This is a genomic window from Pseudomonas sp. 22082 (genome assembly GCF_052046055.1).
GTDB lineage: Bacteria > Pseudomonadota > Gammaproteobacteria > Pseudomonadales > Pseudomonadaceae > Aquipseudomonas > Aquipseudomonas pharyngis.
Window position 1 is genome coordinate 146,353 of record NZ_JBQEQB010000014.1, and the last position, 18,620, is coordinate 164,972.

Genomic DNA, 18,620 nt, shown 5'->3' on the forward strand with positions numbered 1-18,620 from the left:
AAATCCCTCTTCCTTGAGGTTAAGCGGCTTTGCTTTCGGCCAGCGACACAACGCTGCCCTGGCACAACTCGATGATGCGCGTCGCGGCGCGGGCGGCACCTTCGCCATCCGGCGCGGCCACTTGCTGATGCGGCGCGTAGTAGGTCGAAGCATTGGTGTCTTTTTCCAGTTCGCCCTGGATCAGATCGACGATACGATCACGGTCGTATCCGATATGCGTCGGGAAGCCCAGCAACTCCAGACGACGCAGAGCTTCCAGTTCGTGGTATTCGGACTTGGACGACAACAGGAACAGGGTCGGAATATTCATCGCCGCGATCTCAGTCACGGTGATCCAGCCCGGTGCCGAAATCAGCAGGCTGGCTTCGCGCAGCAGGCCCATCCAGTCCGGGTAGTACGGCACGCAGACGACGCCGTCCTGAGCCTGGATATCCTGACGGCCCAGCAGCACCAGTTTCAGTTCCGGATTGCGCTCGCGCAGGATCTTGAAGCTGTCGAGGTAGGCGGCGAGCAGCGCGTCCTTGTTCTGCGCAAACATCGTGGTGCCGCTGATCGAAGCCACAATGAACGGCGAGTCGCCGAGGTTCAGTTGCTCGCGCACGTTCAAACCGGTCTGCACATTGATGTCGCGGATCATCGGCCCAACAAAATGCGCCTTGCCGCTGACCAGCGCTTCGGCCACCGGCGTGCCCTGATCGAGAGAGGCCACATACGGTTTGTCGGTCAGCACCAGTTGGCTCTGATTGATCATCCAGTTGAACTGGCTGTGCAGCGCGGTGCGGGCCCGGGCCATTTCCAGCGCGTTGACTTCGAAACCGCCGTCGGCCAGATCATGGTCTTCGAGCTGGCACAGGGTGAAGTCGTAGCGCTCGGTGACGAACACCAGCGGCGTACCGCTGAAAATCGCCGCCAGGCAGGCGGCCATGTTGTAGTCCGACACCAGGGCGGTCGGCTTGTATTCGGCGATCAAGGCCAGGTAAGACAGAATCCGCTCGCCGGACAAGAAGGTATTGGCGATATAACCGCCAATGTAATTATTCCAGTCGAGTTCTTTCGACAAGTTGCTTTTTTTCGAGTAATCGACCAAACGGCCGGCAATATCCACAACTTCAACGCCGGACTTTTCAAACATCGGCGTAAAGGTCGGCTGCAGGGAAGCCAGTGCCACGGTCAATGGCATGTCCGGGCGCTGCTTTTTAATCGCCTGAGCGATGGACAGCGCGCGCATGTTGTGACCGGAACCGGTTGGATTGGGGGCAAATAAAATCATTCTTGAATCTCCATTAGTTGAACAACGCCATGAACCACAGTGTTTTCCAATACATCCCTTATCACCACCGAATACGGTTTGATAACTGCACCGTCACCAATATTCAGTGGACCTACCAAGATGGCGCCCTCGCCAATAACGCAACGACTTCCAATGCGCACCGGTGCCTCCTCCCAAGGCAGTGAGCGGAAAGAATGATCATGGGTGGAAGCCACGATCGTGACCCCGTCGGACAACTCGCTGAAGGCACCGACGGATACGCCGCCGGCTGCTTCGATAACCACACCGGTCGCCAGTCGCACGCCGGTGCCCAATTCGATACCGCCCAGTTGCGACATGCCGCCCTGACGGTTGCTGCGCCCGATCAGGATGCAGTCCCGGGCGATTTCCACCGACGCTCCGCCGCGCAATTCGGCATCGATCAAGGCGTCGTCGCTGATGTCCCAGGTCTGGGTGTCGGGGTTCAGCGACTTGAGCCGCGCGACCGACTGCGTGGACCGATCGAGCATCGACGGCAAGCCCTGGCGCGCCCGCTCCCGGACTTTGGCCAGCACCGATTCCGGGCTCGGCCGGCCGTCCTCGACCACAGTGCGCTGGGCAATGACCCGCGCCGGGCGACCGACGACGATTGCGTCCGGCGGCACATCCGCGGTCACCAACGCGCCAGCCGCCACCACGGCCCCGGCACCGATGGAAACACCCGCAGTCACGGTGGCCTTGGCGCCCACCCAGACGTTTTCGGCAATCCGAACCGGCGACTGCGCCGTCCCCAGGCACTGCGCACCGGTGGCGAACATGCTGGACTTGCCGACCAACGCGTGCTGCAAATCGCATCTGAAACCGATGAAGCAGTCATCGCCGATCTGCACATGTGTCAGGCGGCTGCCGGCACGCACCCAGACGTGCCGGCCAAGCTCACTTGAACTATCAACAGTCGTCGAAACTTCAATTACGTTTATGTCGTCCACAATAAAGCCTCATTCCATTGATGCCGGGCACATAACATTCCGATAGACGTGTGTATCCCGCAGATATAAATCCGCCAGTGCACAAATAATTAATTAACTGTTCATTTAAGGCTTCAACTCAAAGCACGCGAGACATTGCGTCCGCGCCGCTTATTAACTGTCCGGTTCATTCAACTGTCATTATTCATTAACAACAGATAGAAGTTCACACTTGAGCCAAAGGCCAAGTCAGTTGTCGAGATGAGAAAAAGCCGATTCAAGTCTGTCCGTGACTCAGATGAAGCTCCGTTTTGAGGAATAGTTCTTTAGTACGAATGTTATAGTACAGACGATTTTGTTTTGCAATAGGTGTCAGAATGGTTATCTCGTTTTAGTCTAAAAATTGATTGAACTTTTATGGTGCACGCTTGTACTAAAACCTTCTGATATGCACAGCGATGGTGCGCATTCGCGAGTCACGCAGACTTGCCCCAGCGCTTACAGGCATCTGGAGGTCGACCCCAGACATTCCGACAGTACCCGCGAAAGCTACGGTGACGGCTCTAACTCCCTTTGGCCTGGAGCCGTCATGCCCGCACCTATCACCGTTCTGCGCGACACCCATCCCCTGCCCGTACTCGACGCCTGCAAATGGGAAAAGCTCGAGGGCGACCCGCACACCGTCAACCTCAACGCCTACACCAGCGAAGACGGCAGCAAGATCATGGGTACCTGGATCTGCACGCCGGGCAAGTGGCGGGTGGACTACGTGAAGTGGGAGTACTGCCATTTCCAGGAAGGCTACTGCGTGATTACCCCGGACGGCATGGAACCGATCCACCTGCGCGCCGGCGACATCTTCGTGGTCGAGCCCGGCATGAAGGGCACCTGGGAAGTGGTCGAGACCGTGCGCAAATATTTCGTGTTCGCCTGATACAAAAAAGCCGGGAAACCACCCGACGTGATTTCCCGGCAACACCTACTGCATTGGATGTGCAGACCTGTGCCGAGCACAGGCCTGACGACGATTACTGCGGCTTGCGATAGCTGTTGATGATCGCCGAGAAGTCCTTGCCACCTTCCCCACGCTGACTCATCGCCTGATACAACTGCTGCGCCACCGCGCCCAGCACCACTGGCTGATGGGCCTGACGCGCCGCTTCGGTGGCCAGCCCCAGATCCTTGAGCATCAGCTCGGCGCCGAAGCCACCGGTGTAGCCGCGCGAGGCCGGTGCCGTTTCGACGATGCCCGGCCACGGGTTGTACATTTCCGAACTCCAGCAACGGCCGGTCGAGCTGTTGATGATCCCGGCGAGCACCGTGGTGTCGATCCCCAGTGCATCACCCAGCGCCATCGCCTCGCTGACGCCGACCATCGAAATGGCGAGCAACAGGTTGTTGCAGATCTTGGCGATCTGGCCGGTGCCGACCTCACCGCAATGCACGATGTTGCGGCCCATCTGCGCCAGCACCGGTTGCAGGGTGGCGAACAGTTCCGGGGTGGCGCCGACCATGAAGGTCAGCGTCCCGGCTGTGGCGCCGCCGGTACCGCCGGACACCGGGGCATCGCCCATCGGCACGCCTTGTTTGGCAGCCGCCGCCGCCACATCGCGCGCCGTCTGCGGATCGATAGTGCTGCAATCCACCGCCGGCACGCCTTTGCCGATCCCGGCGAGCACGCCGTCTTCACCGAGCCAGACGCTGCGCACATGCACCGCCGCCGGCAACATGGTGATCACCAGTTCAGCATCTTCAGCAGCTTCGCGAGCCGAAGCGCGGAGGGTGCCGCCCAGTTGCTCGAGTTCCGCCAGCACGGTTTTGTTCAGGTCCACCAGGTTCAGCGAATGCCCGGCCTTGATCAGGTTGCGCGCCATCGGCGCGCCCATGTTGCCCAGCCCGATAAATGCGATTTTCATGGCCATTCCTCAGCGCAGGTTGATGGTGGTGTTCACGCCGTCGTTGACGCTGTCGTCGTCGAACCAGCGCGCTGTGACCGTTTTGGTCTGGGTGTAGAACTGCACCACTTGCTTGCCGTACGGGCCGAGGTCGCCGAGTTTCGAACCGCGCGAACCGGTGAAGCTGAAGAACGGAACCGGTACCGGAATCGGAATGTTGATGCCGACCTGGCCGACGTCGATTTCAGTCTGGAACTTACGCGCCGCCGCACCGCTCTGGGTGAACAGGCCCGTGCCGTTGCCGAACGGGTTGGCGTTGACCAGCGCGATGGCCTGATCGAGGGTGTCGACTTCCAGCACCACCAACACCGGGCCGAAGATTTCCTGGGTGTAGATCTGCATGTCGGTGGTGACCCCGGAGAACAGGGTCGGACCGACGAAGTTGCCGTGCTCGTAGCCCGGCACGCTGATGTCGCGACCGTCCAGCTCAAGTTTGGCGCCTTCCTTGATGCCACTTTCGATCAGATCGAGAATCCGCGCCTTGGCCTTTTTCGAAATGACCGGGCCGACATCGGTGCCCGGCTCGTTGCCGGCGTTGACTTTGAGTTTCTGCGCCAGCGCTTTCAGATCCGGCAGCCACTGTTTGGCCGCGCCCACCAGCACCACCACCGAAGTGGCCATGCAACGTTGACCCGCCGCACCGAAACCGGCACCGACCAAGGCATTGAGCGCTTGCTCGCGATTGGCATCCGGCAGCACCACCGCGTGGTTCTTCGCGCCCATCATCGATTGCACGCGTTTGCCGTGCTTACCGGCCAGGTCGTAAACGTGAGTGCCGACGGCGGTCGAACCGACGAACGAAACCGCCTTGATGTCCTTGTGGGTGCACAAGCCGTCAACCACGTCCTTGCCACCATGAACGACGTTAAGCACACCGGCCGGAATGCCGGCTTCAATCGCCAGCTCCACCAGCAACATGGTCGACAGCGGATCCTGCTCCGATGGCTTGAGGACGAAGGTGTTGCCGCAGGCGATGGCCATCGGGAACATCCACAGCGGAATCATTGCCGGGAAGTTGAACGGGGTAATGCCGGCGCAAACGCCGATCGGTTGGCGCAGGGTGTAGGTGTCGACGCCGCCGGCGACGTTCTCGGCGAACTCGCCCATTTGCAGGCTGCCGATGGAGCAGGCGTGCTCGACCACCTCCAGGCCACGGAAAATGTCGCCTTCGGCATCGGCAATGGTCTTGCCCTGCTCGGCGCTCAGCACCACGGCGATGCGTTTGGAATGCTCACGGATCAACGCTTGCAGCTTGAGCATGATGCGCATGCGCGCGCCGATCGGGGTCAGCTTCCAGGTCTGGAAGGCGCGCTGGGCGGCGCTGACGGCAGCGTCGACTTCAGCAGCGGTGGCGAACGGGACTTTGGCCAGCACTTGCTGGGTCGCCGGGTTGACGATGTCGTGCCATTCGGTGGTCTGCGACTCGACCCACTCGCCGTCGATCAGCAGCTTGACCTTCTGGATCGTGGTTTCGTTGGGCGTAAGCGATGCGTTCATGCTGGTCTCCAGAACTTGTTTTTATCTTAGGAGCCAAGGCGAAAGGTTCGCCTTGAGATGAGGCGTGTGTCACGAATTGGTTGTCGGACTGTTTTTGGAGTATAGATGTGCAAACTTCTAATAAGAACGCACATATAAGCCCGTCCATCATGCAAAAAAACATCACCTCTCTAGGCTCGCTGAATTGGGATGACCTCAAGTTTTTCCTTGAAGTCGCCCGTACCCGCAAGGCCAGCACGGCGGCCAAACGCCTGGCGGTGGACTACACCACCGTGTCGCGGCGAATCAGTTCGCTGGAAGCGGCGCTCGGCACTTTGCTGTTCGAAAAGTCCCGCACCAGCGGTTTCGTGCTGACTGCCGAAGGCCAGCGCCTGCTGAGTTATGCCGAGTCGATCGAAAGCACGCTGCACATGGCCTGCGAGCAAGTGTCGGGCTCCGGCGTCGCACTGTCCGGGCATGTGCGGATGGGCTGCACCGAAGGTTTCGGCAGCTTCTTCATCACCCCGCAACTGAGCCACTTCGTCGACGCCTACCCGGCGATCTCGGTGGACATCCTGCCGCTGCCACACTTCATCAGCCTGTCCAAACGCGAGGCCGACATCGTCATCGCCCTCGAGCGCCCGGAACACGGGCCGTACGTGTGCTGCAAACTCTGCGACTACCGCTTGCAGCTCTACGCGACCCAGGAATACCTGGACAAACATCCGCCGATCCGCCGCCCCGCCGACCTGGGCAAGCATCAATTCATCAGTTACGTGGATGACCTGGCGTTCAGCTCGGAGCTGCTGTATCTGGCGAACGTGTTGCCCGGTGCCAGCGCCAATTTGCGCAGCACCAGCGTGATTGCGCAGTTCGTGGCGGCGCAGCAGGGGCGCTCATTGGCGATTCTGCCGTGCTTTCTCGCGGCTCAGGATCCGCGCCTGTTGCCGGTGCTGCCGGAGGAAATCGATATCACCCGGCAGTTCTGGATGTACTGCCGGGAGGATCTGCGCAAGTTGAAGCGGATCACCCTGTTGTGGGATTACATCCGCGAGGTGACCGAGCGCAATCAGGCGCTGTTGATGGGTGAAACTCGAGAGATGCAGTTCGCCGACTAATCGGCGCTGACCACGATCGACACCCGGCGGTTTTCGGTGCGGCCAGCGGCGGTATCGTTGGAGGCGACCGGTTCGCGACTGCCGAGGCCTTGCAACTGGATGTTCTCTTCTTTCATGCCGACCGAGGTCAGCACTTTGCCGACGCTTTTCGCGCGACGCAGTGACAGCTGCTGGTTATAGGTTTCCTTGCCCGAAGCGTCGGTGTGGCCATCCACTCGTACCCGTTCGATGCCGACACCCAGCAAGGCTTTACCGATACGCTCGACGATTTCGGTACTTTGCTGATTCAGGCTTTCGACATCGCTGCCAAACAATACTTTGCCCGACAGGCCAAACTCCCAGCCGTCATCGGTCAGCTCGAAGCCTTGCTGCTTGAGAACCGCGACCTGGGCCGGCGTCAGGCCTTTTTGCGGGGCGGTCTGGCAACCGGTCAGGGCCAGCATGGCCGTCAGCAACAGAGTGGAAAACAGGCGAAAGGAAAGTGAGGACACGGGCATCAGCTCCTGGTTTGAACGGAATCGACCGGGTACTCCGTCCCGGCCGTGAATTGGGCGCCGCGCGACAAACGCTTGGCTTGATACATCGCGGCATCGGCCGCATCAAGCAAGGTGCCAGGCGTGACGCCATGATCGGGGTAAACCGCGATGCCGATACTGAGCGACGTCACGACACTGCTGTCGCCCGGCAGCGCAATCGGGGTGTCCATGCTGGCGAGGATCTTGTCGGCAATGCGTTCAGCGTCTTCGGTCTTGTGCAAGGGCGTGAGCAGAACGGCGAACTCGTCACCGCCCAGACGCGCCACCAGATCCTCTTCACGCAACTGCGCCCGCACCCGATTCGCCACCGCCACCAGCACGGCGTCGCCAGCGGCATGACCGAAGTTGTCGTTGATGTCCTTGAAACGGTCGCTGTCGAGAAACAGCACCGCCACTTGCTCATTCAACTTGTGGGCATTGCGCAGAGCACGGATCAGGCGGCCTTCGAAAAAGGCCCGGTTCGGCAACCCGGTGAGGCTGTCATGGCTGGCCTGATGGGCGAGGGTTTCGTTCTCGCTCTGCAAGTGGGTTTGCCAGGATTCGAGTTCATCGAGCAGGGCATTGAAGTCGGTGCCGAGGTTGTCCAGTTCGGCAATTTTTGCCCGTGGCACCCGTCGATCCAGTGCCCGCTCGCTGCGGGCCGCATGCGCCACCGCCGCCAGGCTGTGCAACGGGCCGATGATCCTGCGCAACTGACGCTGCGCCAGGTACAGCGCGACCCAGGCGCTGATCGCCGTGCAGAGAATGATCCCCGCCAGACCGCTCAACAGAAAACGCATCAGGCTGCCACCGTGGCCGATCAGCAAGATCCGCCCGATCTCGCGATCCTGATGCTGGATCGGCAGGTTGATGGGTTTTTCCAGAATGACTCGCGCGACCTGCATCTCCAACTCGGAAATCAGGCCGTTCTCAGGACGCTGCCAGCGCGCGAGCAATTGGCCCTGAGCGTCCAGCACCTGGGCATCGGCCACTTCTTCGGTCGAGGCGATCAACGCCAGCGCTTCGGTCGCGGCGGCCTTGTCGTTGAACACCACGGCGGCTTCCACGGTGTAACTGATCGAGCGGGCGATCAAGTGCAGGTTGTGATCGGCATAGACCCGCAGCGCCAGCACCCCGAGCAGCGTCAGCGACACACTGGCCATTGCCACGGCGACCAGCGCCACAATCAGGTTGCCACGGCCGATGACCGAGCCGAGGGTCGGGCGCCCTGTGGATTTGTCGCGTCTCATGGCACCGCCGGTTTGCGGCGCGACAACTGCAGCACGCTGGGGTGAATGCGCACACCGCTGCGGGCGACGGAGTCGAGATTGACCTCGAACGACACTTGTTCATCACCGACCCGCAGGCAGAACAGACTGCCGACCGTGCATTGATCGCCGCCTTCGCTGATGCTCAGCACCGGATGGCCGATCAGGGACGCGAACAGCCGGCTGCGTTCGTCTGTGGTGAGTTTGCCGATATAGACCGCGTCGCACTCGCTGACGATGGCCGGATTGTCGGCTAACAGCCGGCGCACGATGACCGGACGGCCCGTGGCCTGGGTCGTGCCCTTGACCAGGTCATCGGTGTATTCGGTCGGGCCGACGATGCACAGGCGCAACTGCGCTGGCTCTACCGGCCAGCGCGCATAACTGAGGATACCGAGGACAACCTGAGTGACGGATTTGGCCCGCTGTTCGGCCATACCCGCAGGGGCTGGAGTCTGGGCAGCGGCCACACCCGTGAGCAAACAGAGTGCAACGGCAAGCAATGCCTGCTTGCAGACAACTACGCGCTCTGTCGCCCAGACAGCCACCTTCATGCAGGGATTCTCTTGGATCGTTACGAAATGATGCCGCAACGATAGCACAGCGCTGGAACACCAGCGATACAGCACCCCTGACCGGTCGGTCAATAATCGCCGGTCATTCAGGCACCTTCATCCTCGAGGCGCCCTTCCTTCTTCCAGTTCCAGCATCAGTCCGCTCAAGCGCTTCACCTTGCGTTGTACTGCCTCTTCAAATACGCCATTGCGGGGTTCGATCAAGGTGAACCAGTCCTTGGCCCGGGTAATTCCGGTGTATATCAGTTCCTTGGTCAACACGGGGTTCAGGGCATCCGGCAGGATCAGCGCGGTATGGGCAAACTCCGAACCCTGTGACTTGTGCACGGTCATGGCGTACACGGTCTCGACATCATTGAGCCGGCTCGGCAACACGAAACGCACCCCACCGCGCCCGTCGTTACGCGGGAACGCCACGCGCAACACCGACTTACCGGCATCCGGGCCATCGCGCTCGGGCAATTTCAGGGCGATACCGATGTCACCGTTCATCAGCCCGAGGCCATAGTCGTTTCGGGTCATCAGCACCGGCCGACCTTCGTACCACTGCTGGTCGCTCTCGATCAGCCGCGCCTTGAGCAATGCATCGGTGATGCGCTGATTCAAGCCCTCTACGCCCCACGGCCCTTTGCGCACTGCGCACAACAACTGGAAGGTATCGAAGGCCCGCAGGACGTCACGCGCCCAATCGACCCAACCCGGGTTCTCGAGCGGCGTTCCGCTCACCGGACGTCGATCTCGCAAAATGCTCAGATAGTGTCGATAACCGTGGGGGCCTTCGCCATGTCCGTCGAGCACCAGGTGCTCAAGTTTCCGGTCGTGCTCGTTCTGAAGTGGCAACGAAAACACGTCGCCATGGGTTTTGGCATCCAGCAACTGGCGAGCCTCGTCCGAGAGTTGCTTATTCACCCGTCGCGCCAGTTGACCGATGCCGCTGCCCTCGCCGAAACGCCGTGAGTGACGCAACATCACCACTTGCTGGGCCAGCGGGTGCGAGCTGTCACTGCCTTCTTGCAAACCGCTGTCTTGCAGGGATTCGCCGCTCACCGCTTCCAGCCACTGGCGAGTCTGCGGACTGTACCAACCCGCTTCGGCATCACGGCACAAATCGCCCAGCACCGCGCCAGCCTCCACCGAGGCCAGTTGATCCTTGTCGCCCAGCAACACCAGTCGAGCATGAGGCGGCAAGGCATCAAGCAGATTGGCCATCATTTCCAGGTCGATCATGGATGCTTCATCGACCACCAGTACATCCAGTGGCAGGCGGTTACCGGCATGGTGGCGAAAGTGCCGCGTGCCGGGACGGCTGCCAAGCAGGCGGTGTACCGTGGTCACCTCGGTCGGGATCTTTTCCCGGACACTGTCAGCGACCTTCAGCGACTGCACCTGCTGACTGATGGACTCGGTCAGCCGCGCCGCCGCTTTACCGGTAGGCGCCGCGAGCCGAATGCGCAATGGTTGATGCGCCTCGACCGCAGGTGCCTGGAGCAACGCCAGCAAACGGACCACCGTCGTCGTCTTGCCGGTGCCCGGGCCGCCCGTGATGATGCTGAAGGCACTCCGGGTGGCCAGGGCGCAGGCGAGTTTCTGCCAGTCGATGACATCCGCACGCTGGGCCGGATCGAACAGTGCGTCCAACCGCCGAGCAAGATCGGGTGGTGTCGCTTCCTGCTCCGCGAGTCGCTGACGCAGTGCGCTGTCGATACGCCGCTCGTAGGCCCAATAGCGCCGCAAGTACAAGCGTTTGCCGGACAACACCAGCGGGCGCTCCTGAGCCGACGCACCTTCGTCGGCGGCCAGTGCCACCAGCGAACTGCCGGCCAGTACCTTGCACCAGTGCGCCCCGTCGAGTGTTTCAAGCAGCTGCGATGGCAGCAGCAATGCACCGGGTTGCATGTCCCCTTCCGGAGGCAAAGACAGGGCGAAATCCGGCGCCTTGAGGGTTTCAAACAGATCCAGACACACATGCCCATGGCCGAGCTGGTGACTGGTCAATGCGGCGGCGAGCAACACCAGCGGATCGACGCCGGGTGCCAATTCATGAAGAAAACCCACGAATGCCTTGTCCAGTGCCCGCAGCCATCCGCGCTCGACCCAGCGGGTGAGCAATAGCAGCAAATCATCGGCACAGGTGAGAGGTGTCAGCTGCGCGAGGCTGTCGGCGGTCAGCGGCGTGGGCAGCAGGTCGGCGAACGTCCGATTCATAGCAATTCTCCCTGCACCCACGCGGGCTCGGCCTTGGGTTGCGGTTTACCCTGGAACATGAAGTCCAGACGCTCGATCAGCTCCCGTGGTGGGCGTGCGAAGTAAACGCCTCCACCAGGCGCCCGCGTTCCACGCAGGAACAGATACAACGCGCCGCCGATATGCCGGTCGTAGTCGTAATCGGCGAGCCGCGCCTTGAGCTGACGATGCAGTGCCAACAGGTACAGCACGTATTGCAGGTCGTAACGGTTGTCGAGGATCGACTGCTCCATGGCCCGTTCGGTGTACGCGGCGTCATCGACGCCCAGCCAGTTGGATTTGTAATCGGCCACGTAGTACCGGCCCTCGTGCTCGAACGTCAGGTCGATAAAGCCTTTGAACATTCCATTGAGCTGCACCGCTTCGGCGCCGACCCGGGCCACACCGTTGTGAGTGAATTGACGCACCTGTTCGTCGAGCTTGAGCACGTCGACTTTGTGGCTGGCGAACCAGAACTCCATCTCGACCCGATATTGCTTCAATTGCTCAAGCACCACTGGCGGTTGGTCGAAGCCCGCAGGCAGTGGCAGTTTGAGCAAGTGTTGCAACCAGTCGCCGAGGGTGGTGATCCAGCCCTCCCAGCCCCGTCGATTGCAACGCCGGGCGATCGCATCATCGAGCGACTCGCGGGTGACCGCGAAGCCCTCCTCACCCGCCCACTCGAGCAAACCGTGAAGAAACGTTCCCGGATTCGGTCCACGAGGGAAACGGTGAATATCAGCTCCGCCGGCGATGATCTCGCGCGGTGCTTCAGGATCGAGGCGTTCGTCGTCGAACAGCTTTTGCGCTTGCGGACTGTCGGGGGCTTCGTCGTTGCCAGCGCTCAGCACGTCACTGATGCGCAAGGCACTGTACGAAGCGATCCACCAGTTCTCGCTGGCCCTGCGGCTCGGTAAAAGGGTGGCACGCAGCGTGGCTTCGTTACGCGGAGGCTGGTACACCTCGCTGGTGGCTTGTGGCATTTCAACAACGCTCAGCGCCGAACAATCCTGTTGCAGATCGTCCAGCCAGCGGGCCAATCCGCTGGATTCGTTCAACGTTACGCCGCCGCCCAACAGATAGCCCAGCGCAGAAAGATGCAGCACCGAGCTGCTGTGGTTGCCGCGCTTGAGATCCGTCACCCCGAGCCAGCATGCATGTTGTGCGCGGGTCAGAGCGACGTAGAGCAAACGCAGATCCTCTGCCAGGCGTTCGGTGTCCGCCACAGCGATCAGTTCCGCGTCGGGCTTCAGGCTGATGCGAGCCTTGCCGGATTCATCGTGGTAGTGCAGCGGCAATCGACTGCCATCCACCGGCTTAGCCGAACAGATGAAAGGCAGGAACACCAACGGGTACTCGAGCCCCTTGGATTTGTGAATGGTCACGACCTTGACCAGTTGTTCGTCGCTTTCAAGACGCAGGATCTGCTCTTCACCTGCCTGCCCAGACAGCGACAGATGCTCGGCCAGATGGCGGATCAGTGCCTGCTCGCCATCGAGTTCCGACGCGGCCTGTTGCAACAACTCCGACAGGTGCAAAAGGTTGGTCAGCACCCGCTCACCATCACTGCGGGCAATGAGCATCTGCGGCAGTTGAAAGTCGTGCAGCAGGCGCCGCAGCATCGGCAGCACCCCTTGCTTGCGCCACAGTTCACGATAACCGCGGAACTGCATGACCCGGGTTTCCCAGACCAGTTCGTCCTGATTCAGACGCTCCAGCTCAGCCAGTGGCAGATTCAGCGTAATGCACGCCAACGCCGCTTTCAGGGAACGCTCGACATCCGGCTCGGCGCACGCCTTGAGCCACGACAACAGGTCATGGGCTTCCTGTGCGGCAAAGACCGAGTCCTTGTCCGACAGATAAACGCTGCGGACTCCGCGCGCTGCGAGCTCACCGCGTACCGCCTGCGCCTCTTTACCATCGCGCACCAGGATCGCAATGTCCGCTGGCCGCAGCCCACGCCAATCCTTGCCCTCCTGCGCAAACCCGGCGCGACCGGTCTGCCCGCCATTGAGCAGGGTCGTGACCTCACTGGCGCAGGCTGCCGCAAACTGCTGGCGGTAAACTGCCCCGGACAGTGGCTTGTCGGTAGATAGATGCCAGATGTTCAGCGCCGGCACGTCCAGCCCGGCTACCTGCAAATGTTCTTTGCGTCCCTGCGCCTCCACAGGCTGGAACGGCACCGGGTTATCGCCGTTTTTCTCTCGGAACAGAAACGCCCCGCGCCCTTGCTCACGGGCCTCGGCACGCTCGAACACATGGTTGACCGCACGGACCATCCCGTGACTGGAACGGAAGTTGGTGCCCAGGGTATGCAGACGCCCGAACGTGGCCTGCCGGGCTCGCAGATAGGTGTAGATGTCCGCGCCCCGGAAGGCATAGATCGCCTGCTTCGGATCCCCGATCAGAAACAACCCGGTCTCGGGGTTATCCTCTTCAATGCGATAGATGCTTTCGAAAATCCGGTACTGCACCGGATCCGTGTCCTGAAACTCATCGATCAGGGCGACCGGGAACTGCTCGCGAATGAGCGTGGCGAGACGCTCCCCACCGTCGGACTGCAAAGCCGCATCCAGACGCAACAGCATGTCGTCGAAACCCATTTCCGCTCGACGGCGCTTCTCGTCTTCAAAGCGAGCACCGACCCATTTGGCAGCATGCTGCAGTACGGCCGCATCGGGCGTCGGCAAATTGTCGAGACTCGACTTGAGCACAGGCATGGCATCCAGGCCCGGGTGACTCGGCGGCTCGCCTTTCCAGGCTTCAGCCATGCCCTCCGGTGTGAGCCGGGCGAACCCGGTGCCGATATCCAATTGTTCGAGCGTCTCGTCCTCAGCCCAGGCCTTGAGCTTTTCAAACCAGGGTTCGAAATAGCGGGCCTGCATCTTGCGCCCATCCACCGTTTTGTTGGCGACACCCTGATGGCAGATAGCGAGCAACTCATCGGACCACTGCCGCCATGGTCCCTTCAACTCCACCAATGCCGCACGGCGTTCCTGCAGGCATTCTTCGATCAGTTCGGATGGCGTCTGGTCTGAGTTCCCTTCGCGCTCGGTGCCAAACAGCCCCCGTACACGCGGCAACAGGGCCGCCGGCCCTCCCCAGTGACTGCGGACCCAGCTCAAGGCGTCGCCCTGCATCGGGTAGCAGAACAGCCGCCAATAATCGCGCAACACTTCGCCGAGCAGGTCGCTGTGATCGGTTTCCAGGGTCTGGGTAAACAGACTGCCGCTGTCGAACGCATGCTCGCGCAGCATTCGCTGACACCAACTGTGGATCGTCGAGACCGCGGCCTCGTCCATCCATTGCGCAGCGATGTCCAGGCGATTGGCGCAGCCGGGCCATTGTTGCGGATCGAACTGTGCACGCAGTTCATCGATCAACGCATCGGGGGGCGGTGTCTCGTCACGGAAGAAGCGGGCCGCCTCAGCCAGGCGTGTGCGTATACGCTCGCGCAACTCCTTGGTCGCCGCATCGGTGAAGGTCACCACGAGAATCTGCGGGGGCAACAGCTCACGACCGAAACCACTCGCCTCGCCTCCGTGGCCGAGGATCAACCGCAGATACAACGCCGAAATGGTAAACGTCTTGCCAGTGCCCGCGCTGGCTTCGATCAGTTGGCTGCCCCTTAAAGGGAATGCCAGCGCGAGCGGCTGTTGATTGCTCATGCGCCTGCCTCCTCATGGGTCCATGTGCGCCACCCCGCCTCAAGCAAGGGGCGATACAGTGCATCACACCAACCTGAGAAGGTTTCATCCGCCTGCAGTGCATCATAGTCGGCGAATTGTCGGGCCAGAGCCGGGCTTTCGCGACGTTCACCTTCGCTGGTCTGACCATCCCCTTCATAGGCTTTACGGGCAGCCGCCTCAGCCTTGACCGGATCGGTCTGGGCCAGCCATGCAAAAGCCGTTTTTACCGCGACCGGAAGTGGCTGGCGCATGCCCGTCTGCCAGGCGAGCAGCAAATCCTCGAGAACTCGCCCCGCTCGAGTTTGTTCCAGAGGTTCAAGAAGGAGCGTGTCATCACTGGCCACCAGTGCGGTCGTCAGGGAGAGCCCACTGGCGCACGCGACGAGATGGCTGACCCAGGGCGTGGTCATGCGATGCCATTTGCGGCTCTTGATCGAGCCTATGCTGTTGGGAATCGTCGTGACCGACAGTACGCCGCCATCGGCGCGCCGGTGCAAACCGCCTAGCCATCCTTCAAGGCGCAGTTCCTGCCATTCAAAATTGATCGGTAGCGCGTTGGTTAGCGGTGTTGGCCATAACGCCAACAGCTGTTGATAGCGTTGCAACAAGTCTGGCAAAGGCTCGATCAGCTCTCGTTGAAGGCATTCACCGAACCCGGCCATGGGCAGCAGTCCGCTGTTCTGCAGGCGTCGGGCTTGAGACTCGAGCGCCTGATCAACATTGTCCGGGTGTCTCAAGGCTGCCCCGAGCAAGCTGTCGCTGAGCATGTATCGCTGCAATGCATCCAGCACAAAAGGTTCCTCATCAGCCTGAGGTACCTGCGCCGCTTCGAAGTAAACCTTGAGTCGCTGAGTGAAAAAGTGTCGGACCGGATTGCGCAGGAAGTCCTGCAGCAGTTCCAGACTCAACGGTTCTTCCTGGGCATGGGGGGCAAGCATTGTGGCGACGTCGTTCTGTTTGTGAGGTTGATGCAGCACCTGCCATTCGCTGGCGTAGCTGAAAAGCTTTTGTTCCTCATGGAAATAGCGCGAACTGAATGGCTGCAACGGATGCTCCTGGGTCATGGCAATCAGGAGATCCTCGTTGTCGTCAGCCGATCGCCATCCATTGGCGAGATGATCGCGCAACTGGCCGATCAACACAGAGGCTGGCCGCTCACTGTTGTCGCGAATGCTGCGACCGACCCAACTGATATAGAGCTGATGACGAGCGGACAAGAGTGCCTCTAGCAGAAGATAACGATCATCCTCACGACGGGAACGATCTCCCGGCCGGTAGTCGCTGCCCATGAGATCGAAGTCCAACGGTGGTTGAGCGCGTGGATAATCGCCATCGTTCATGCCCAACAGACAAACCAGTCTGAACGGAATCGCGCGCATCGGCATCAGCGTGCAAAAGTTAACGGCTCCGGCCAGAAAGCGCTGCGACAGACGCCCCTGATCCAGCCCTGCCAGCCAGGCCTCACGGACGACGGTCAGTGGCAGCTCGTCCAGCAGACCGACGGCTTCGCAGGTTTCCAGCCAGGTTTCGCGCAACTCCTCGAGTTGAGCCAGCAGGTAGTCGTCATGCTCGTCTTCGGGTTTGAAAAAAAGCTGCATCAACGCCTGAAGCCGATACCCCCACTCCTGTGGCTGCGCAGGCCTCATCAGTTGCTGATGCGAGAGTTCCAGTGCATCCAGCAATGCTACCAACGGGCCGATCAGCGCGGCATCGAGACCACCGATTTCGTCGTACGGCTCGATATCCCCGCAGGCGCCGGAACTGCCGACGGCATAACCGAGCAGCATCCGGCGCAAGCCAAAGCGCCAACTGTTTTGCTCCAGCTCGTCGGGCAATCCCAGCTCGGCACGTTGCCCGGCATCGATGCCCCAACGCACCCCGGCCCCCTCGATCCAGCGATGCAGGGTCGGCAAGTCTCGCTCCTGCACACCAAACCTGGCGCGTAACGCAGGAACGTCGAGCAAGTCGAGGATCTCACTGACGGGAAAACGGCTATCCGGCAGCTTGAGCAGATGCTCGACAGCGATCAGCAATGGATCTCGTCCGCGTTGCCCCTGATCGGCCATGGTGAAGGGAATGAAGCGTGGGTCATGACGATCCAGCTGACCAAAGACGGCGCGGATATGCGGCGCATAACTATCGATGTCAGGCACCATCACGATCACATCGCGAGGGCGTAATTGCGGGTTCGCGCTGAAACGGGCCAAGAGCTGGTCGTGAAGAATCTCCACTTCGCGCTGGGCGCTATGGGCAATATGAAAGCGGATCGAATCGTCTTGAGTCAGATCGACTGCCGGCCAGCGCGCTCGAGTCTCGCTGAGTGGCCGCAGTTCCAGAATATCGTCCTGTAACTGATTGAGCATGTTCTCCGGCTGGGTTTCGCTGAACAGATCGATACGCCCGTTACGAAATGCTGCGCGATAGCTGTCAGGCTCGTCGTAGCTGTCGAGAAGGTTGATGTAATCACGACCTTGCTTACCCCATGCAGCGAGGAGCGGGTGAGCATGTTGGTGGAGTGATTCCGAGTCCAGCACCACAGGCATGCCGTTTTTGCGGGCTTGTCGCTTGTACTGATGACGTAGTAGATCCTTGTCGGCAACGATATCGGCCCAGTGATAACGACAGGGGTTATGGACGCACAACAAAACCTGGCTGAAACGGGAAAGCCCGGCCAACGCTTCCAGTACTTGTGCGGGCAACGAGGAAATTCCAAAAACGATCACTCGCTGGGGAAGTCCGGACGGTGCGCTTTCAAGACTGTTGATGCGCTCCATGAATCGCTGGTGCACGCCTGCCCGACTTTGGGCCATGCCTTGCTCGCCCACATCGTCCAGCAGGGCGCGCCACAACTCTGCCTGCCAGCAACTGGTCGGAGGAAGCGGCTTCGCTTCACCCCTCACATTGCGTAGCTGATGATGCCCCTCTGCCCAATCCTCAAGCCAATCAGCGCGGTAAACCTGATATTGGTCAAAGAGGTCAGCCAATCGTTCGGACAACTGGTAACGCTTGCGCAGGTCGGTGTCATGGGTGAGGAAGCGTTGCAGCGGTTCGAAATGCGGACGGTTGATAACCTGTGGCAACAGGCGCATCAGACGCCATGTCAACGGTGCCTTGTCGAGCAGCGACTTTGCCGGAATTTCCTCTCGACCCAGCACCATCCGGTAAAGCTGCCACATGAAACTGCCCGGCAGTTGCACATCAATTGCGGCGGCGATACCACAGCCGCCTAAGTCGCCTGCTTCAGGGTCCTCAGCCAGTGCCAGCTTGAGCCATTGAGCGATGCCGTTGCTCTGTACGAGTGCAATTTCGTTCTCCAAGGGAGCCAGTGGATAACGCCGCATGATGCTGATCACAAGGCTGCGCAGTTCATCCAGGCTATTGCTCTGAACGACCATGAATGCAGCGTTGAGGGACTGGGTGTCCGGCATGAAGGCTTCCTTGGAAAAGTACAAAAGCTAGGGCTGAACCTTAGCATTGTCGGCCGGCGAGGACAGCCGCAAGGCGTCCGAGAATGCCGTACGAACTTTCCTGCGGGCAAAACAAAACCCCAACTGCTTTCGCAATTGGGGTTTCGGAATTTAATC

General features: G+C 60.5%; 12 protein-coding genes. 2 read left to right on the forward strand and 10 right to left on the reverse strand.

What is annotated here, in order from left to right:
- Window positions 1-19 precede the first annotated feature (19 nt).
- Both ACTJK9_RS17785 and ACTJK9_RS17790 read right to left on the reverse strand, forming a co-directional pair.
- The gene (locus ACTJK9_RS17785) at window positions 20-1,270 is read right to left on the reverse strand and encodes a hypothetical protein (RefSeq protein WP_440815152.1); all 1,251 of its coding nucleotides are present in this window, start codon (window positions 1,268-1,270) and stop codon (window positions 20-22) included.
- Window positions 1,267-2,166, reverse strand: coding sequence for an acyltransferase (locus ACTJK9_RS17790; RefSeq protein ID WP_440815155.1), 900 nt, complete (start codon window positions 2,164-2,166; stop codon window positions 1,267-1,269). Before ACTJK9_RS17790 ends, ACTJK9_RS17785 begins: the two co-directional genes overlap by 4 nt.
- 640 nt (window positions 2,167-2,806) lie before the next feature.
- Between ACTJK9_RS17790 and ACTJK9_RS17795 the strand changes: the two genes are divergently transcribed.
- On the forward strand, window positions 2,807-3,151 hold the full coding sequence (locus ACTJK9_RS17795; protein ID WP_007953863.1) for a cupin domain-containing protein: 345 nt from the start codon (window positions 2,807-2,809) through the stop codon (window positions 3,149-3,151).
- A gap of 94 nt (window positions 3,152-3,245) precedes the next feature.
- Here ACTJK9_RS17795 and mmsB read toward each other — a convergent pair whose 3' ends face one another.
- A complete protein-coding gene (gene mmsB, locus ACTJK9_RS17800) occupies window positions 3,246-4,133 on the reverse strand; it encodes a 3-hydroxyisobutyrate dehydrogenase (RefSeq protein WP_440815159.1) in 888 nt (295 codons plus the stop codon).
- A gap of 9 nt (window positions 4,134-4,142) precedes the next feature.
- On the reverse strand, window positions 4,143-5,669 hold the full coding sequence (locus tag ACTJK9_RS17805) for a CoA-acylating methylmalonate-semialdehyde dehydrogenase (RefSeq protein ID WP_085611248.1): 1,527 nt from the start codon (window positions 5,667-5,669) through the stop codon (window positions 4,143-4,145).
- Between the two features lie 149 nt (window positions 5,670-5,818).
- On the opposite strand from ACTJK9_RS17805, the gene ACTJK9_RS17810 reads away from it, so the two are divergent.
- Window positions 5,819-6,766: a LysR family transcriptional regulator gene (locus ACTJK9_RS17810; protein ID WP_039772937.1), complete on the forward strand. Its 948-nt coding sequence runs from the start codon at window positions 5,819-5,821 to the stop codon at window positions 6,764-6,766.
- Here the strand turns inward: ACTJK9_RS17810 and ACTJK9_RS17815 are convergent.
- The 6 genes from ACTJK9_RS17815 to recC all read right to left on the reverse strand — a co-directional run bounded on the left by ACTJK9_RS17815 (window position 6,763) and on the right by recC (window position 18,464).
- Window positions 6,763-7,263 (reverse strand): OmpA family protein, encoded by a 501-nt coding sequence (locus tag ACTJK9_RS17815; protein WP_064593291.1) that lies wholly within the window; start codon window positions 7,261-7,263, stop codon window positions 6,763-6,765. The genes ACTJK9_RS17810 and ACTJK9_RS17815 overlap by 4 nt on opposite strands.
- Entirely contained in the window at window positions 7,263-8,531 is a 1,269-nt protein-coding gene (locus ACTJK9_RS17820; protein ID WP_064593290.1) for a diguanylate cyclase domain-containing protein, read from the reverse strand. The genes ACTJK9_RS17815 and ACTJK9_RS17820 overlap by 1 nt, the downstream gene beginning before the upstream one ends.
- A complete protein-coding gene (locus ACTJK9_RS17825; protein ID WP_210710973.1) occupies window positions 8,528-9,103 on the reverse strand; it encodes a YfiR family protein in 576 nt (191 codons plus the stop codon). Before ACTJK9_RS17825 ends, ACTJK9_RS17820 begins: the two co-directional genes overlap by 4 nt.
- 117 nt (window positions 9,104-9,220) lie before the next feature.
- The gene (gene recD / locus ACTJK9_RS17830) at window positions 9,221-11,329 is read right to left on the reverse strand and encodes an exodeoxyribonuclease V subunit alpha (RefSeq protein ID WP_440815164.1); all 2,109 of its coding nucleotides are present in this window, start codon (window positions 11,327-11,329) and stop codon (window positions 9,221-9,223) included.
- Window positions 11,326-15,015, reverse strand: a complete 3,690-nt coding sequence (recB, locus tag ACTJK9_RS17835) for an exodeoxyribonuclease V subunit beta (RefSeq protein WP_440815167.1) — start codon at window positions 15,013-15,015, stop codon at window positions 11,326-11,328. The genes recD and recB overlap by 4 nt, the downstream gene beginning before the upstream one ends.
- Window positions 15,012-18,464 carry an exodeoxyribonuclease V subunit gamma gene (gene recC / locus ACTJK9_RS17840; RefSeq protein WP_440815169.1) on the reverse strand — a complete coding sequence of 1,151 codons (3,453 nt, stop codon included), beginning with the start codon at window positions 18,462-18,464 and terminating at the stop codon, window positions 15,012-15,014. The genes recB and recC overlap by 4 nt, the downstream gene beginning before the upstream one ends.
- Window positions 18,465-18,620 lie beyond the last annotated feature (156 nt).

Coding starts and splice junctions, on each gene's coding strand:
- ACTJK9_RS17785 (WP_440815152.1), bottom strand. CDS start 1,270: ATGATTTTATTTGCCCCCAATCCAACCGGTTCCGGTCACAACATGCGC.
- ACTJK9_RS17795 (WP_007953863.1), top strand. CDS start 2,807: ATGCCCGCACCTATCACCGTTCTGCGCGACACCCATCCCCTGCCCGTA.
- mmsB (WP_440815159.1), bottom strand. CDS start 4,133: ATGAAAATCGCATTTATCGGGCTGGGCAACATGGGCGCGCCGATGGCG.
- ACTJK9_RS17805 (WP_085611248.1), bottom strand. CDS start 5,669: ATGAACGCATCGCTTACGCCCAACGAAACCACGATCCAGAAGGTCAAG.
- ACTJK9_RS17810 (WP_039772937.1), top strand. CDS start 5,819: ATGCAAAAAAACATCACCTCTCTAGGCTCGCTGAATTGGGATGACCTC.
- ACTJK9_RS17815 (WP_064593291.1), bottom strand. CDS start 7,263: ATGCCCGTGTCCTCACTTTCCTTTCGCCTGTTTTCCACTCTGTTGCTG.
- ACTJK9_RS17820 (WP_064593290.1), bottom strand. CDS start 8,531: ATGAGACGCGACAAATCCACAGGGCGCCCGACCCTCGGCTCGGTCATC.
- ACTJK9_RS17825 (WP_210710973.1), bottom strand. CDS start 9,103: ATGAAGGTGGCTGTCTGGGCGACAGAGCGCGTAGTTGTCTGCAAGCAG.
- recD (WP_440815164.1), bottom strand. CDS start 11,329: ATGAATCGGACGTTCGCCGACCTGCTGCCCACGCCGCTGACCGCCGAC.
- recB (WP_440815167.1), bottom strand. CDS start 15,015: ATGAGCAATCAACAGCCGCTCGCGCTGGCATTCCCTTTAAGGGGCAGC.
- recC (WP_440815169.1), bottom strand. CDS start 18,464: ATGCCGGACACCCAGTCCCTCAACGCTGCATTCATGGTCGTTCAGAGC.